The organism is Thermostichus vulcanus str. 'Rupite', from assembly GCF_022848905.1.
Lineage (GTDB): Bacteria > Cyanobacteriota > Cyanobacteriia > Thermostichales > Thermostichaceae > Thermostichus > Thermostichus vulcanus_A.
This window is the reverse complement of record NZ_JAFIRA010000047.1, coordinates 1-15,595: the sequence shown is the minus strand read 5'-3', so window position 1 is coordinate 15,595 and position 15,595 is coordinate 1. Positions and strand designations below refer to the sequence as shown.

The 15,595-nt window shown below is 48.5% G+C and carries 16 protein-coding genes; 6 read left to right on the top strand and 10 right to left on the bottom strand.

Annotated features, from left to right (window positions below):
- Positions 1 to 16: 16 nt before the first annotated feature.
- Both JX360_RS14540 and JX360_RS14535 read right to left on the bottom strand, forming a co-directional pair.
- Complete coding sequence (locus JX360_RS14540; RefSeq protein ID WP_244352332.1) at positions 17 to 937, bottom strand: alpha/beta fold hydrolase; 921 nt, start codon at positions 935 to 937, stop codon at positions 17 to 19.
- Between the two features lie 48 nt (positions 938 to 985).
- Positions 986 to 1,687, bottom strand: coding sequence for a cysteine hydrolase family protein (locus JX360_RS14535; RefSeq protein WP_244352330.1), 702 nt, complete (start codon positions 1,685 to 1,687; stop codon positions 986 to 988).
- A gap of 477 nt (positions 1,688 to 2,164) precedes the next feature.
- Here JX360_RS14535 and JX360_RS14530 point away from each other — a divergent pair, with 477 nt between their 5' ends.
- The 5 genes from JX360_RS14530 (at position 2,165) to JX360_RS14510 (ending at position 7,539) form a co-directional block, all read left to right on the top strand.
- Positions 2,165 to 2,995 (top strand): ABC transporter ATP-binding protein, encoded by an 831-nt coding sequence (locus JX360_RS14530; protein WP_244352328.1) that lies wholly within the window; start codon positions 2,165 to 2,167, stop codon positions 2,993 to 2,995.
- A gap of 5 nt (positions 2,996 to 3,000) precedes the next feature.
- Positions 3,001 to 3,846 carry an ABC transporter permease gene (locus tag JX360_RS14525; RefSeq protein ID WP_244352326.1) on the top strand — a complete coding sequence of 282 codons (846 nt, stop codon included), beginning with the start codon at positions 3,001 to 3,003 and terminating at the stop codon, positions 3,844 to 3,846.
- A gap of 125 nt (positions 3,847 to 3,971) precedes the next feature.
- The gene (locus tag JX360_RS14520) at positions 3,972 to 4,997 is read left to right on the top strand and encodes an ABC transporter substrate-binding protein (protein WP_244352324.1); all 1,026 of its coding nucleotides are present in this window, start codon (positions 3,972 to 3,974) and stop codon (positions 4,995 to 4,997) included.
- Between the two features lie 259 nt (positions 4,998 to 5,256).
- Positions 5,257 to 6,003, top strand: coding sequence for an isochorismatase family protein (locus JX360_RS14515; protein WP_244352322.1), 747 nt, complete (start codon positions 5,257 to 5,259; stop codon positions 6,001 to 6,003).
- Positions 6,004 to 6,297: 294 nt separating this feature from the next.
- Positions 6,298 to 7,539, top strand: coding sequence for an MFS transporter (locus JX360_RS14510; RefSeq protein ID WP_244352320.1), 1,242 nt, complete (start codon positions 6,298 to 6,300; stop codon positions 7,537 to 7,539).
- Positions 7,540 to 7,572: 33 nt separating this feature from the next.
- Here JX360_RS14510 and JX360_RS14505 read toward each other — a convergent pair whose 3' ends face one another.
- The 5 genes from JX360_RS14505 to gap form a co-directional block, all read right to left on the bottom strand.
- On the bottom strand, positions 7,573 to 8,361 hold the full coding sequence (locus JX360_RS14505; RefSeq protein WP_244352318.1) for a TetR/AcrR family transcriptional regulator: 789 nt from the start codon (positions 8,359 to 8,361) through the stop codon (positions 7,573 to 7,575).
- Between the two features lie 157 nt (positions 8,362 to 8,518).
- A complete protein-coding gene (locus JX360_RS14500) occupies positions 8,519 to 9,262 on the bottom strand; it encodes a DUF1995 family protein (RefSeq protein ID WP_244352316.1) in 744 nt (247 codons plus the stop codon).
- Between the two features lie 85 nt (positions 9,263 to 9,347).
- A complete protein-coding gene (locus tag JX360_RS14495) occupies positions 9,348 to 9,812 on the bottom strand; it encodes a GUN4 domain-containing protein (protein WP_244352314.1) in 465 nt (154 codons plus the stop codon).
- Positions 9,813 to 9,886: 74 nt separating this feature from the next.
- Entirely contained in the window at positions 9,887 to 10,414 is a 528-nt protein-coding gene (locus JX360_RS14490; protein ID WP_244352312.1) for a hypothetical protein, read from the bottom strand.
- Between the two features lie 200 nt (positions 10,415 to 10,614).
- The gene (gap, locus tag JX360_RS14485) at positions 10,615 to 11,628 is read right to left on the bottom strand and encodes a type I glyceraldehyde-3-phosphate dehydrogenase (protein ID WP_244352310.1); all 1,014 of its coding nucleotides are present in this window, start codon (positions 11,626 to 11,628) and stop codon (positions 10,615 to 10,617) included.
- Positions 11,629 to 11,785: 157 nt separating this feature from the next.
- Between gap and surE the strand changes: the two genes are divergently transcribed.
- Positions 11,786 to 12,553: a 5'/3'-nucleotidase SurE gene (gene surE, locus JX360_RS14480; protein WP_244352308.1), complete on the top strand. Its 768-nt coding sequence runs from the start codon at positions 11,786 to 11,788 to the stop codon at positions 12,551 to 12,553.
- Positions 12,554 to 12,761: 208 nt separating this feature from the next.
- Here surE and JX360_RS14475 read toward each other — a convergent pair whose 3' ends face one another.
- The 3 genes from JX360_RS14475 to apcD form a co-directional block, all read right to left on the bottom strand.
- Entirely contained in the window at positions 12,762 to 14,156 is a 1,395-nt protein-coding gene (locus tag JX360_RS14475; protein WP_279611532.1) for a chlorophyll a/b binding light-harvesting protein, read from the bottom strand.
- 142 nt (positions 14,157 to 14,298) lie between these two features.
- Positions 14,299 to 14,784, bottom strand: coding sequence for an allophycocyanin subunit beta (locus tag JX360_RS14470; protein WP_244352307.1), 486 nt, complete (start codon positions 14,782 to 14,784; stop codon positions 14,299 to 14,301).
- 85 nt (positions 14,785 to 14,869) lie between these two features.
- Entirely contained in the window at positions 14,870 to 15,343 is a 474-nt protein-coding gene (gene apcD / locus JX360_RS14465) for an allophycocyanin subunit alpha-B (protein WP_244352305.1), read from the bottom strand.
- Positions 15,344 to 15,595: the final 252 nt, after the last annotated feature.

Below are 15,595 nucleotides of genomic sequence, written 5' to 3'. Positions count from 1 at the left end.
GAAAGCCAAAATAATCTCATCGCAGGCAGAAACTTTTAAGTGTGGTATTGAATGCCTGAGGTTGTTCTCGAAAACTATAGTGGCCGGCTCCATTCACCACATACAGCTCAGCAGAGGGAACCGTTCTACAAACTTTCTCATAGAGATTAATACCTAAAGAAAATGGCGCAGATCGGTCATTGTAACCCCACATAATCAGGGTTGGAACCCTTAGCTCACCTTCTGCAATTCTCGCCAATACCTCTTCTCGTTTTTTGTTAAGGCTGGGGATCCATGTCGAGGCCCCCAGAATTCTCATCTTCTCCCGTGCCAACTGCATTTTAGACAATTGAAATATTGTTTCCATCCGACTAATAAAGTCGTCAGTAATCTGCTCTTTGCTAAAGGCTTGAGCTTCAGGCTCGGAGCGAACAATTGTTGCGTAATCTGCTCCAGGAGGGATCATAGCTTCAACCTCAGCATAAAATTGCCCAGAAGGAATAGTAGGCTCCTCAGGAGCAGTAGTACTGGTATCCACCATAATCAATGACTTTACCCACTCTGGATGTTGCAAAGCCACATAAGTCGCTAAATGAGCACCACGGGAATGACCAACCCAGTGGGCTTTCTCAATGCCCTGAGATCTGAAAAAGTCACAGGTATGGGCAAATAGACGCTCATAAGTATAGTCAGCATCGGTTTCAGGATTGTCCGTGTATCCTTGTCCAATTTTGTCGAGAGCAATGACTTGAAATTCTTTGGCTAATCCTGGAAGATTTAAACTCCAGCTGTCTAGAGAGTACAGGGATCCAAAATTGCCTCCGTGTAGCAGGATTAGTGGTTCTCCCTGCCCATCTTTGTAAAAACGAGTTTGGATCCCTTTCACATCAATAAAATACAACTTGTTAGAATCCAAGCTGTCTTGGCATTGTTCTGGAGCCAGACTGATCAAAGACATTTTTTTCTCCCTGTACAACCAATGACGCTTTTTTGAATCGATTCTTCTTCAGACAGAAGCAAGTTCCTTTACTTTGCCGGAAAGCTGTTGCAGATAGTCTACCGTCGTATCAACACTGATAACATCGGCATACTTCATGTGCATATCAAACAAGTTCACTTTGTGAGAGAGTTGGCTCCGATCCGCACAAGCCTCGTGGGGAATCAAAACGTAATAATTGTTCTGGAATGCATCTAAAACTGTAGCCCGCACACAGCCACTAGTGGTCATACCTGTCACAATCACAGTATCTACACCATAATAGGTGAGATAAGAAGCCAAAGGTGTACCAAAGAAACCACTTGGCTTGCTACCTTTGTCAATTATTACCTCACCTTCAATTGGGGTGATGGGATCAGGAATCACATCTCCAGGGGGCAGATCAGACTGAACAGGTGGCCGTTTGCCGGTTTTCCAACGACCACGCTCTAAAGGGGTTGGTTTGTGGTTGGGATCCGGGTATGCCTTGGTGTAGATGACAGGGATCCCTATCTCACGAGCTGCAACCAACAATTTCCGATTGGCCTCCACAGCAGGATATCCTGTTTCACTCCAACCTGTTGGATAACGACTATCAATGAAAGCCATCGTCATATCAATAATAACTAGAGCAGGCTTGGTACCGGCCTCAAGGGGGCGCTCTGATCCGTTAAAGGCATTACGAAAGCTAGAAACATCTGACTCAGGAATAACTCCTTCCCATGGGTACATAACCTTTTTTCCTTAAAATGGATGTCCAGAGTTTGTATTTAGGGCTAAGACTGTAAGGCCGCGAAATATCTGCTGAGATATTCCACACTCGAATAAGCCCAAAACTCGCTGTAGTATAGGGCACAATCAAGATTGGAGGGCCATAAACAGAATTAAGAGACAAGCAAACGATTTGACCTCTAATTGCCCTAGTGACTTTAAAGTCATTTACTCATCATCCCAAGAGCAGTACTGTATTTTTAGATACAGAATGCAAATAATTTGCTCTACAAGTTCTCTGCAGAATGGAGATGCACGTAGAAGAGAACCACCATTATCGTATATTTGTTAACATAAGCTGCCATAAATATTCGTTGCTTCTTGTCGGTCTACCGTGGATTTCATATACCTAGCTACAGAAGTGACTTTAGAGTCATTTCATACTGCAAGGCAACTTAATGGGTTGGGAAGCCCTTCTTTGAGCTAGGAGGCTGATTGATGCCTGTTTCTGGTAGCAAAGTGGAGTTATTAGGAATAACGCAAACATTCCAGACTTCTGGCCATGGCTCGGTTACAGCTGTGGATGGAATCAATTTGAAAATCTCATCAGGACGTTTTGTCAGCCTCATCGGTACCTCAGGTTGCGGAAAATCTACTCTGTTCAATATCATTGCCGGACTACTCACTCCTACAGGAGGGAAAGTCTTAATTGATGGTGAAGATATGACTGGTAGGATTGGCCTAGTGGGGTATATGCTTCAGAAAGACCTGCTCCTACCTTGGCGGACAATTTTAGATAATGTGATTTTGGGCCTAGAGTTGAGAGGAGTTAAGCGGTCTGAAGCTCGTGGGCAAGCTATGCCCTATCTCTATCGCTATGGGCTTGGAGGGTTCGAAAGGCACTATCCAGATTCACTCTCTGGAGGAATGAAACAGCGTGCTGCTCTACTTCGAACACTCTTGTATGACACCGATGTCGTTCTACTTGATGAGCCATTTGGAGCATTAGATGCCCAGACCCGAGCTCAGATGCAAGAGTGGCTTTTGCAAATTTGGAGTGACTTGAATAAAACCGTGCTTTTCGTAACTCATGATGTAGATGAGGCTGTTTACCTCTCAGATGAAGTTTATGTGCTTTCTCCGCGTCCTGGACGAATCAAAGCGCATCTTCCAGTGGAGTTAGAACGTCCGAGGCCCCGTGACATTGTTACTAACCCAGATTTTGTGCGTTTGAAGGAGCAATGTTTGCAACTACTCCATCATCCTTCTGAAGGTATGAGTCATGGATCCAGTTCAGAAAATATGTCTATTTCAGTAGGAGGGAAGTAAAAACAATGCAAACCGTAATGACATCAGGGATCCCTTCTAGGATCCAACCTCTAAAAATAGGTAGAACCCTTCCAAGAGAGCGAATCTGGCCTCAATGGGTGATTTGGAACTGCCAAGTAAGCCTGGTTGTTTTGCTATTAGCTAGTTGGGAAATTGGCGTACGTATGGAGTGGATCGATCCTTTCTTCTGGTCTTCCCCCTCCGCTATTCTAGATACAGCACTCATCTTCATCCGTCGTGGAGATGCTTTCATCGATACCTGGTTCACCTTTCGTTCCACTATTTTGGGTTTTATCTTCGGTACCCTTGGAGGTGCAATAGTTGGACTATCTTTCTGGTGGTCAAGGAATTACTCCGCAATTTTCGAGCCCTTCATTCTGATCTTTCATGCGATCCCAAAGTTGGCTCTTGGCCCATTGGTGATTTTGGTTTTCGGAATGGGATTAGCTTCAAAAGTAGCTATGGCGATTGCCTTAACTATTGTGGTTTCAATTTTAAATACCTACAGTGGAGTTCAGGCGGTTGATGGTGATTTAATACGTTTGATGTACTCTCTTGGGGCAAATCGTTGGCAGGTGTTTACAAAAGTTGTTATTCCTTCTGCTATGCCCTGGATCATTTCCTCGTTGCGGGTTAACATTGGCCTTGCACTTGCTGGTGCCATTGTTGGTGAATTCATTTCCTCTCAATATGGCTTAGGTCGGAAAATCCTCTATGCAGGTTCAACCTATGACATTGCCCTTATTTGGGTAGCAACTATTGTTTTGTCAACATTGGCAATGGTAATGTACTGGCTGGTTATTCAGCTGGAAAAGTGGCTCCTAAAAGGTGTCATGCACAAGAAAGTATAAGGAACTACCCCTCCGATTTTCTTCGTTTTATCTATTTCGTCTAGTTGATTGGTTTACTCATTGTTGTGAGTATACGTGTTATATGTCAATTGTTTCGATTTTCCTAAGTAAGGAGTCTTGTCATCATGTCTGAAGTCAATGTTAGATTGAATCGTCGCCAAACCCTTTTCCTTTTGGGTGGTGCTGCAACTGCTGCTTTAGCTAGCATTACAAAGCCTGCCCACGCAGCAAGAGAGTTGGTCATCGCTGAACCTGTACATAGTGTTGGTTATCTCCCGATGTATGTTGCTGTCCACAAGGGATATTTTGAAGAGGAGAATCTGAAGCTACAAATTAACGTGGTTCAGGGTGGTGGAGCTCATGCTGCGGCTGTATTGACAGGTGACGCTTGGGGAATGATTGGTGGCCCTGAACACTGTGCTTACGCCAAAGCAAGAGGGGGAGATCTCCGAGCAGTTGTGAATGTTGTAAATAGAGGCAATGTTTACATCAATGCGAAGAAAGGGGTTGAGATTCCAACTTCTAGTGATTGGGGATCCTTCTTCCAGGGGAAGCGTATCTTCTCAGCACAGTTTGGTGGAACACCTAACTCAATTCTGCGGTATCTCCTGAAAGAGTGGGAACTAGATCCTGTGCAAGATGTCACTTTGATTGAAGGCCCTAGTGGTGGAGCCGAGTTGGTCACCATCCGAAGTGGACAGGCAGATTTGGCTCTTACTAGTGAGCCCGTTACAACTCAAGGCATTAAGCAAGGTATTTGGGATGAACCATTCTACAACGTGCCTAAAGAATTGGGGCCTTATGCTTTCTCGACCATCAACATCCGCAAAGACAGTCTGGATAATGAACCAGAAGTAGTTGAGAGCTTCGTTCGAGCTATCATCAAAGGCCTGGCTTTTGTCTACTCCAATTCTGAGGAATCTACAGAGATCGCTCGTGAAGAGTTTCCCACTATGGCATTGGAGGATCTCCAAGCAACATTAAATCGATCTTTTGCTGATGAGCTTTGGAGTCCTGATGGAATTATTACCCCAGAATCCTGGCAAACTGCCCACAACGTAGTTCGAAACTCTGGCAACTTAACTCGGGATGTAGCTTATGAAGAAATCATTGAAATGAAACATGTACGCAATGTGATCGCTAGTCTTTAGAGCCTGATTAAATTCATCCAATTCAATTGTGACAGCTTTCTATAAGATCAGGTTCACTTGATATTGGAGTATAACCAGGTAAATCTATTCCAGTTGACTCACCCTGAAAAGTGGTGGAAGTATCTCACTTCAAACCCTGAGGTTCCCACTCTGTCAGAGGGTGACATTGTGGACTTCGAATGCTGTCACCATGAATTCAGAAGAGCCTTCTGGTTAAGGGTGTTGTAACTGTGTTTCTATCTTCACTGGAGGAAAGAAAGTGTCAAAAGTATGGGATCAATTTCTAACCGAACGAGACAAGCAAGTTTTTGCAGCTTCTGGGTATGGGAAAAGAGCTGGTTTTGGCAAAAGACCTGCTCTGGTAGTTGTCGATGTAAACTATAACTTTGTCGGAGATAAGCCAGAACCAATCTTGGATTCTATTAAGCGTTGGCGAAACTCCTGTGGCGAAGAGGGGTGGCAAAGTGTAGCTGTTATCCGAAAGCTATTGCGCTCTGCTCGTGCCAAAGGGATCCCTGTTCTTTACACAACTGGTGATGACTTACGTCCGGATCGGTTTGATGCCGGTGCATGGGCCTGGAAAAATGGGCGCAGCTACGAAGCCTATCAACATGAAAAAGATGGCAACGCTATTGTAGATGAGATTACACCTAGTCCTAAAGATCTACTGATCAAAAAGATGAAACCGAGTGGCTTTTTTGGCACCTGCATGTTGAGCTACTTAGTTGATTTGGAGGTAGATAGTCTTTTCGTTACTGGGACAACAACTAGTGGTTGTGTTCGTGCTACCGTAATCGATGCCTTCAGCTACAACTTCCGCGTTAGTGTTATTGAAGATGGGTGTTTTGATCGCTCTCAAGCCTCCCATGCCATCAACTTGTGTGATATGAACGCAAAATATGCGGATGTTGTGGATAGTAATGAGGTGCTTGATTTTATCGATTCTTTGCCTGAAGGACTTTTTGAGTTGCCGCAGGGGCAATTAATAGAAATGGCAATGACTTAAAAAGTGTTCTCCCCTGTTCAGGTTTCCTAATTGCAGAATCTACTAGAGAGGCTGAGAAGAGACATTCATCCCTTAACTCAGCCTCGTTTTTGGGAGCTTTTCTCTTTTTAAGCTTATTTTACAAGGCAATCAATATTCTCCAATCTAGACTGTATCTCATGTTTGAGAATGTTACTGTCAATTGAATTACCAAATGACCACTCCATTTTATATCGTGCTCAACAAAACCTAAGCCTCTTGATCTCGATATCCTGGTCAGACTGTCATTTGCTAGTCAACTACCTTAGAGAACCAATGTTGAATATTGTGACCCAAAAAACAGAAGCCTCAAAAATTGGCTCCAGTCAGTCAAAATCTTACCCAATTCTTCCTTTACTTCTGATTGTTGGGTTTGTCATGACGGGAATGGGCGTCGTCTCTCCAGTCATTTCTTTATACGGAGCAACTTTTGGTGTCAGTACTACCTTAATCGGCTTACTCACTTCAATTTTTGGCATAGCTCGCTTATTTGTCGAGTTCCCAGCTGGGACACTATCTGAACGTTGGGGCCGGCGCCCCCTTTTGTGTCTTGGGCCATGTATTTTGGCTATTTCTTCCTTTGCTGCAGCCCAAGCAGGGAGTTTTTTTAGTCTACTTATTTGGCGGGCTGCTCAAGGGGTTGGATCTGGTCTTTACATGACAGGAGCAATGACCTCTATTGCGGATGTGAGCACCCCAGCTACCCGCGGGCGCATGATGGCGTTATATCAGGGAGCCCTTTTGATCGGTTCTTCTTTTGGGCCAATGTTAGGTGGTTTTTCAGCTCATCTTTGGGGATACACAGCTCCCTTTTGGGTATTTGGAGTTGTAGCTAGTATTAGTGCGATAATTGCGATTAGCTTGTTTGCCGAGACCCTCCATAAGCATCAGGCTTCCCCTGGGAAGCATAACAGACATCGGTTAAGCCTTGATGACCTGACAGTTCTATTCAGAAGTAGAGATTTTCTTTTGGTCACCTTTATTTCCTTCGGTACTTTTTTTACCCGTACAGCAGCAAGCTGGAATCTAATTCCTTTGGTTGGTAATGAAAGATTTGGAATGGGGACTGATGGAATTGGTCTTTCATTAACCATCATGGCTATTGGAAATTTGTTTTCATTACCGGTTTCAGGATATGTGGTGGATCACTATGGCAGACGTGCAGCTATTATTCCAGCTTCTTTTACAGTCGCCTTTTCCTTAGCTATGGTTGCCTGGGCACCCTCTGTAGCGCTCTTCTTAACTGCAATGGCCCTATTTGGCTTCAGCACGGGTGTGGGTGGGCCTGCTGCAGCGGCCTATGTTGCAGATGTTGCACCCTCAGGAAAATATGGCCCTGCTTTAGGGCTGTTTCGCACTATTAGCGATCTGGGTTTTGTCATTGGCCCACTTCTGGTTGGCTCTGTGGTCGATACAACTAATTTGGGCTATACAGGAGGCTTGTTGGTCAATGTGGTTTTGGTCTTAATCTCTGTTATTTGTTTTGCGGTGTGGGCCAAAGAGCCCGAACAGAAATGAAACTTGCCTAAATTGTGTAATAGTGATTGCCCCTTATCTATCAAAATTTTGCAACTTAGAATCATCAACTAGATTCAAATCTGACAATCCATTGCTTTGTGGCTGGTAAGTGATTAAAGAAGTTGTAATCTCTTGATTTTTGGTGTCTTCCTCGGATTTCAGTTCCTCGTCAGAATCAACTCTTTTCCTTGTGTAGTTGCTGACTCCTAGCTCTAACATGAGAACTAAGTCATCCAGAAGTTTGTCTACGGTTCTGGGATCTACTTCCTTGAGGGAAACAAATTCTGTTGAATCTGATCCAATACCTGTTTTACCCATAACAAAGTCGGACAGTTTCTCCATTACTGAATTGACAATAAACGCAGTTAAGCGAGAATTTTTTGTGCGAATATCTCCTTGAGCTACACCTTGCCGTACCAATTGCCAAATGTAGCGAGGTGAAGCTTGCCGGATGCGCTGTAATTTTTCATCATCAAATGGCAGTTCACTATGAGTAGCTTGCTTAAGCAGACTGCTCAAGTTAGGGTGTTGAGTCTCAAAAGCCAAATGGATTCCAAACAACCAGCGTAAGTAAGGGAAAAAGCTCATCTCTTGGCGAAGATAGGTTTGCTTCTCCTGAAGTGCTAGCTCTAGCAGATAGAGATAAAGATCCTGCTTGTCTTGAAAGTATTGATAGATACTGCCCTTGGCAATTCCTGCTTGCTCAACGATTCGGGTGAGGGAGGCGTTGGCATAACCATGTTGGGCAAATTCTTTCAAAGCAACATGGATCACCGACAGACGCTTTTGTTCGGGCAGGTTAAAAAAAGTGGGATTTGGCATATAACTCCCTCATCACCTCATGATTTTACCTGCTCGCAGGCTGGGAAAAGATGCTGGGCTCCCTTGCTATTGACCTTTTTCATAGATCGAGCCTCTCAAGACAAAAAGGAGCCTTATCGTCGAAAACCCTCTCCAGAAAGATTGATAGCTTAAAAGTTTAACGCCCCAGGGATCGCAAGAAACGCTGCAAGCCCGACCAGGGATCCCTTGCGGCAGTGGCTCTGAACAACTCAGCGACTTCCTCTCCGGTGGGTTGGGCGGCAAGAGTCTGCAGGACACTGTACAGGCCCGGTTCTTCCTGTTGCCACACACTCCAAGGATCCGGATAGGCCCGAAACAAAGCCCCCTCCACCAACGAGCGCAGATAATAGCTGGTTTCAAAGGTACTGAGGAAACGCTGCCGCAAACGGCGACCGGCCAACCCTACCCCAACTGTGGCCGCATCCTGCAATTGCGGGTTGAGCAAAATGACTGGCTTGGGATCCCGCCCTTTTGCGGCTAGACCAGAGGGATCCCCACCACTGACTAGCTGGCAGACTCGCTCCACCTGATCCAGGCCATACACCGCTGGCATCACCAGCAATAGGCTCTGATCGGGGCTGGGCTGAGTGCGGGAACTCAGGCTTTGCAGTTGGATCCCATCCGGGATGGGATCCCATTCCCGCTGAGCCAGGGCCGCACCTCCAGCATCACTAAACAACACCAAAGCCGGTGGCTGCAGCAGCTCTAGGAAAGGGCGCGCCAGCACCTCCGGCTTCAGGTCAGGAGCAATAATCTCAATCAGCAACCGACGATACCCCGCCTGCATCGCCAATTGTGTGGCTTGTAGGGCTTGTTCGCAGGCTTGGGCCAGATCGACAGGCAGGTTGGGGAATTGGGTCAGTTGCAGTTGCTCTACCACAGTTAAAAAATTAAGCTCCGAGAGTAAACCAATGAAACATCTAAACCTAAGACAATGAAACATCTAAACCCAAGAAGCCAAACGGTTAACCCGATGAGTCTTCCCAAGCCTTGTGGGTGAGCAATTCCTCCAGCACCCGAACACCCCGCAATTGGTTAGAAAGGGGCAAATGGCCTTTGGGAGCGGAGAGATCCCAGGTGAATTCATCCGGGTAGCGGGTCCAATGATGACCTTGTTTCCAACCGATGATCGGCCAAAGGCGCTCCCAATTGCGATTCACCCCCAGCCACAGTTGCCGTTGAACCGAGTACCCGAAACGATCCTCAGAGGCCGCCCGCCACAGGTGATCGATGGTACGCAGATCTTCGACCGGGATCCGACTCACCTCCGAAAAGTAAAGCCAGCCCCGCCGCGTCGCCCCTTCTCCTGCCGCTCGACACAGCAATTGCAGGCTCAGCCGATCCGCCTCTAGCCAGGATCCCGCCTCCAACAGGGCCTGTAGAGGACGATAATCGATATTCAACACGGAGGTGAGAGAGACGGTTGCCATCGCCAAGTCGCAAAGGTGCTCCCTTGAATTTTAGTCGCTGCTGGCGGGGATCCCTGGAACAACCCTAAACACACTCAGGTCTCAGGGGGGTATTTGGGAGGAGGCCCGATCACAATGCGGTAGCCAATGTAGGCCACCCCCAGCAATCCTGCCAGGATCCACAAGAAAGCCGAAAAGGGCATGTATGAAAAGAAGATGATATAAACTCGACGGCTGAGCCAGGACAAAATCAGGTAAACTGCCGCCAAAATGCCAATCCCCTGCAGCGTCCGGAAAGCCGGCACTTGGGACAAAGGCATCCGCTGCCGCGCCACCCAAATGGAGCTGAGGATGTAGTAGGGGGGGAGCAACAGCAGGAGCATGTCCGCTTGTTTCACCACCGCTTGCCAGCCTCCCGTGTTGGAGGCATAGGCCAAGTACCCAGCCCAGAGCACCACGCTGGCGGTTGCCAAGGCAATGTTCAGGCTGAGCAAAAAGGGTTCCTCCCACTGGCCCGGGATCCAATGGCAGAGGATCCAAATCAGCCATGGAGCGGCAAAAACCAACAGAGCAATGGGCAAGCTGTTGTTGTTCAAATGAATGAAAAACGTTTCCAGCGTCACGGCAGCTTAAGGGGCGGACATTACCCTCGATAGTAGTGCATAGAATATTGTCTCAGTCAGGGATCCCTTCACCCCTGCCGGTGAATTGCCCAAAGGAAGCCTTCAGCAAACGAGGAGGGGATGCTGAAGGCAGAAGGGGATCACGAGGATGTCAGTCTGAAGCGCTGTTCAAACAATTCAACCCCGGTTTACTACAAGCCCTACAGCGCAGCCCCGATCTTGACGGCCAGATCCACCACCCGTGAGGCATAACCATACTCATTGTCGTACCAGGAGAGCACCTTCACTGTGCGATCTCCCAGGGTCATGGTGGAACCCAAATCGACAATCGAAGAGTGGGGATCCCCGACAATATCGGCAGACACGATCTCCGCTGGGGCAATCGCCAATACCCCCCGCATCGGTCCTTCCGCCGCCTCCACAAACGCCTGATTGACGGCCTCTTTGGTGATCGGTTGCTCGGTGCGCACCACAAAGTCCACGATCGAGCCGGTCAAGGTGGGCACCCGCAAGGCCAAACCGTCCATCTTGCCTTTCAACGCAGGCAGCACCTCAGCAACGGCAGTGGCAGCCCCCGTACTGGAGGGTACAATTGACACCGCTGCTGAGCGCCCGCGACGAAAATCCTTGGGATCCGGACGATCCACAATCGCTTGCGTAGCCGTGTAGGCATGACAGGTGGTGAGAAAACCCGTTTCAATCCCGAAGCGATCCAGCAAAACCTTGGCCACAGGGGCCAGACAATTGGTGGTACAGGAGGCATTGGAGACGATGTGGTGGCGGTCGGGATCGTACTGGTCATCGTTGACCCCCATCACCACCGTTAGGTCGGGGCCTTTGGCGGGAGCGGAAATGATCACCTTTTTGGCCCCAGCTTCCAGGTGTTTGACGGCCCCCTCCCGTTTGGTAAAGAAGCCGGTTGATTCCACCACCAGATCAATCCCCAGATCCTTCCAGGGCAGTTGGGCTGGATCCCGTTCTGCCAGCACCCGCACCTTGTGCTCGCCAACATGTAAATGCCCTTCTGCAGCACTCACTGCCTGGGCCAATCGTCCATAGGCAGAATCGAACTGAAGCAGGTAGGCCAAGTTGTCGGGTTCGGTCAAATCGTTCACTGCCACCACCTCCAGATCCAAGGCTGGCTGAGACAGCAGTATCCGTAGGAAAGCCCGCCCAATACGACCAAATCCATTGATGGCTACCCGTGTTGTCATCGTTATCCTCCCGCGTAAACACTGTTGCGATGGATGGGTTATCTTCCAAGCGATAGGGTAAGGGAGGAACGGGATCCCCCATCGCTTTTGCACCCAAAGTCTCCAGATTTGCAACCGGGATAAGCTGAAGGAGCTGCCAGCAAAGGGAAAACCAAAGATGAGGGTGTTGTTGACCAATGACGATGGCATCGATGCTATCGGACTGGAGAATCTCAAGCTGGCCCTGCAACCTCTGCTGACGGAGGAGCAATGCTGGGTTGTGGCGCCCCACCAACAGTTGTCCGGCTGTAGCCACCAGGTGACGACAGAGCGACCGTTTCGCGCCGAATCCCGAGGGGAACGGACCTTTGCGGTGGAGGGATCCCCTGCCGATTGTGTGCGGGTAGGTTTGTTTAAGTTGGCCCCATCCGTCGATTGGGTCCTCTCCGGTATCAACGAAGGGGGAAATCTTGGAGCAGATGTGTATTTGTCAGGAACGGTGGCGGCAGTGCGGGAGGCTGCGATGCGACGGATCCCGGCCATAGCCATTTCTCAATACCGGGCCGGGGGCAAGCCCATCGACTGGGAACAGGCACGCCGCTGGACCGGTCACATCCTGATGGAGCTCATGGAACAACCCTTGCCTGCCGGAGCCTTTTGGAATGTCAACTTGCCCCATTTGCCCTCGGGATCCCCTTTGCCGGAGCGGGTGTATTGTCCACTGTGTACCCAGCCCTTGCCCCTCGACTATGCCGTTGAAACGGAAGGGAACAGCACAGAAGCTCTCTGGTTTCGCTATCAAGCCCGCTACGCGGATCGGGCCCGGGATCCGCAAACCGATACGGACATCTGCTTTTCGGGTCGGATTGCCATTACCCAAGTGCAGTTGGGCGCAAAGACCACCGAGGTCGTTTCACCACAGCTTATCCGGGGTAGCGAGCCATAACTGGTAGCAGAAGTTCCTCTATCGGCATATATCCTTTGAATTGACTATGTTCTGTATGGGATGACTGGAGAAAGGGCTGTAGTAGGTTGGCTCTCGGAGTGGATGACATTTCTCGGGTCGCCTGACATCCTGTAAAAAAAGAGAGAGAAAGCCTTAGCTTTCTCTAGAGATGATTGTTCTGCAAATACCCACAATTATGGATGGCTGACTAATTAGCCCGAGCCTTACTCAATTCGTAAACGATGCTGGGTAGAGCGCGAAAACGTTCTCCATGGTTTATCCGGGCCTTCGGGGATCCATACCCCACCTGCAGTGGTGTTTTCTGGAAGGGAGAAGCAGTATTTGGCACCTCATAAAACAGATTAGAGTTGAGATGATAGGCAACCTGATAAAGAGTATTTCGCACACCATTAAGTGCAATCAAGGAAGAACTAGGAACTTTCTGAGGTGACTGGTAGATGTAATTTTGATTCCTTTTAGGAGCTAGAGGAGCCGGAGTTGCGAAGGCTGGCTCGTAGCAAACTTCAGGTGTGGCCTGGGGATGGATCTCCACCACAGTTTGATAAACAAACTGAGATAACCCCGCTTCCTGCCGCCCCTGTTGCCAGGCTTGAAAAAGCTTTGCCCAGTCAAAGCCCATGGCCCGCTGAAAATGCCACAGGGATCCCTGTAGGAAAAAGAAGGCCAAATAGAAGTGAGCGTTGGCCAACCACACTCGGGATGAATACGCCCAGGGTTCCGTTTGGGTGGGATCAAAATAGAAGGGAGTAAAAGCGGATTTGAGCTGCAATGTTGGCCCATAAAAGACTTCTGGATAAGCCAGCCCATTAAACCCACAGTAATAAGAGGCCGCAAAACCCGCCAAAGCAATACCAAACAGGGAGTAACTCAGGATCCCGTCGGCATTGAACAAAAAGCGAGCCTTGACCCAGCTAAAAGGGGGTACCAAGATATGCCATATACCTCCCAAAATGAGGAGAGCCGCCACGTACAAATGACCTCCCACCAAATCTTCCAAGTTGTTCACATCAAAAAGATGGGTGCGATAGTCAAAAAGGGTGGCAAAATCGAGCGTGGGTTGGCTGACCAGCCGCACCTGATTGATTGTGGCATCGTACAGCCCACCCAAAACCATGGCCTTGGCCACCAACAGTAAGGCTCCTAAGCCCAAGACCAAGAGGTGGTGTCCCAAAATTATCCCCAACGTTTTGGCATCATCCCAGGCAAAGTGAAACTTGGCAGCTTTGCCAAACTCCATGTCTAAGTTGGGGGGCAGTTTGGTTTGGTGAAAGTAGGCTCCCCAAGCCAGCACCCCAGCCGCCACGAGATGAATAAAGCCAATGGCGACGAAGGGGAACGTATCGACAATTTGGCCAGCAGCACCCACTCCCCAGCCTAACGTGGCCAGATGGGGCAACAAAATCAACCCCTGCTCGTACATCGGCAGATCCGGCGAAAACTTGGCCACTTCAAACAGGGTAAAGCCACCCGCCCAGGCCATGATCAGGGCTGCTTGGGCCACATGGGCCACAATAAAAGTATTGGAGAGATCAACGAATCGAGCATTGCCCGCCCACCAGGGATAGCCTGAAGGGTGTGTCATTGTAGCATTCATGGTTAAGTCCTTTTCTCTTTACAGCTCTTGCCCGGGTTTTCTACGACAATGCTTGTGTCCTTTGCCGCAATGCCTGTTGGAAGAGTTAAGACCCCTCCGACAAGGAGGGGCATTAAGAATGGGGAAATCTTCAGCTCAAGCCAGCAATGATGTGATCTAGATACACTCCCAATTCTTGACCAGCCTCAGTTCCAACACTGTCTGTCAGAACCTCCTTCATGGCATTGAGCGCTTCAATCACTCGGTCAATAGGAACCCCCAGTGTAATGTAGGTTTCTTTGAGGCCATTCAGCACCCGCTCATCCAGGATAGAGGCATCAGCCGCCAACATGGCATAGGTGGCATAGCGCAAGAAATAGGTCAAATCCCGCAGACAGGCAGCATAACGACGGGTGGGATACATGTTGCCCCCAGGCAGGGTGATATCTCCGTAGAGCAAGCTGCTGGCAACTGTTTTGCTGATGATGCTGCTGGCACTGGAGCTGATGGTTTTGGCTGCCTTAACTCGCATACTACCGCTTTGAAAGTAGCGATTCAATTGATCCAATGCTGCAGCATCTAAGTAGGAACCCTTCTCATCAGCAGGGTTGATTAGGGAAGTGATGGTATCTTTCATGGGTTTTCCTTGGGGAATCACTGTATCAGCTAACAAAGAGAGTGTTTTTCTATGGGACTAGCTGTTAAGGAATTGAGTCATCCACTTAGAAAGCACGGATGAGACGATCAAAATAGGGAGCAGCCACAGCCATCTCCTCAGAAGAAAGGACATCAGCGGCTACATCCTTAAGACAGCTCATTGCTACCCGCAAGTTCGGCAGAGGTACACCCAGAGATAGGTACATTTCCCGCATTCCATTCAGGCCGATATCGTCTAAGGGTTTTTCGTTGCCCGCCAGAACGCAGTAGCTGACTAGACGGATGTACCAACCCTGATCCCGCTGACACAGGGCCGTTTTTTGAGGATTTCCTTTGTTGCTGGGGGTGTTGGGACATTTTGCCCAAAAGCGCTTGCTGCCTTCCTGAACCATTTTTTGCTCGTTATCGGCCAATTTTTGAGCAGTCCGGATCCGGATTTGGCCTTTGCTAAAGAAATCTTCCAACTTAGCAATTTCAGCACTGCTGAGGAAGCGTTCAGCAGCATCTGACTGAGCGATAACTTGGGCGATGAGGCTCATAGGTTTTTGGATGGGAACGCTCTACACGTAACAAAGTAAAATGAGTTCTCAAGAATCGAAATCACTTATTAAGAAAAAGTTGTGAATTGAAATATAGTTGCAACAAAACCAGGATGCTCTGGGGAATTACGAAAACCAGCGTAAAGCCCCCGGTTTCTAACCGGGGGATATAAGCGCACAGGCTGAATTGATTCAGCCGTGGTGTGGGTCGTTGATGTATTCCAACACCTTTCCAACCGAATGCCGATAATG

Bases quoted from the DNA above. Each gene is read 5' to 3' on its own strand.
- JX360_RS14505 (WP_244352318.1), bottom strand. From the start codon at position 8,361: ATGCCAAATCCCACTTTTTTTAACCTGCCCGAACAAAAGCGTCTGTCG.
- JX360_RS14525 (WP_244352326.1), top strand. From the start codon at position 3,001: ATGCAAACCGTAATGACATCAGGGATCCCTTCTAGGATCCAACCTCTA.
- JX360_RS14540 (WP_244352332.1), bottom strand. From the start codon at position 937: ATGTCTTTGATCAGTCTGGCTCCAGAACAATGCCAAGACAGCTTGGAT.
- JX360_RS14495 (WP_244352314.1), bottom strand. From the start codon at position 9,812: ATGGCAACCGTCTCTCTCACCTCCGTGTTGAATATCGATTATCGTCCT.
- JX360_RS14530 (WP_244352328.1), top strand. From the start codon at position 2,165: ATGCCTGTTTCTGGTAGCAAAGTGGAGTTATTAGGAATAACGCAAACA.
- JX360_RS14470 (WP_244352307.1), bottom strand. From the start codon at position 14,784: ATGAAAGATACCATCACTTCCCTAATCAACCCTGCTGATGAGAAGGGT.
- JX360_RS14475 (WP_279611532.1), bottom strand. From the start codon at position 14,156: ATGACACACCCTTCAGGCTATCCCTGGTGGGCGGGCAATGCTCGATTC.
- apcD (WP_244352305.1), bottom strand. From the start codon at position 15,343: ATGAGCCTCATCGCCCAAGTTATCGCTCAGTCAGATGCTGCTGAACGC.
- JX360_RS14520 (WP_244352324.1), top strand. From the start codon at position 3,972: ATGTCTGAAGTCAATGTTAGATTGAATCGTCGCCAAACCCTTTTCCTT.
- JX360_RS14510 (WP_244352320.1), top strand. From the start codon at position 6,298: ATGTTGAATATTGTGACCCAAAAAACAGAAGCCTCAAAAATTGGCTCC.
- JX360_RS14535 (WP_244352330.1), bottom strand. From the start codon at position 1,687: ATGTACCCATGGGAAGGAGTTATTCCTGAGTCAGATGTTTCTAGCTTT.
- gap (WP_244352310.1), bottom strand. From the start codon at position 11,628: ATGACAACACGGGTAGCCATCAATGGATTTGGTCGTATTGGGCGGGCT.
- surE (WP_244352308.1), top strand. From the start codon at position 11,786: ATGAGGGTGTTGTTGACCAATGACGATGGCATCGATGCTATCGGACTG.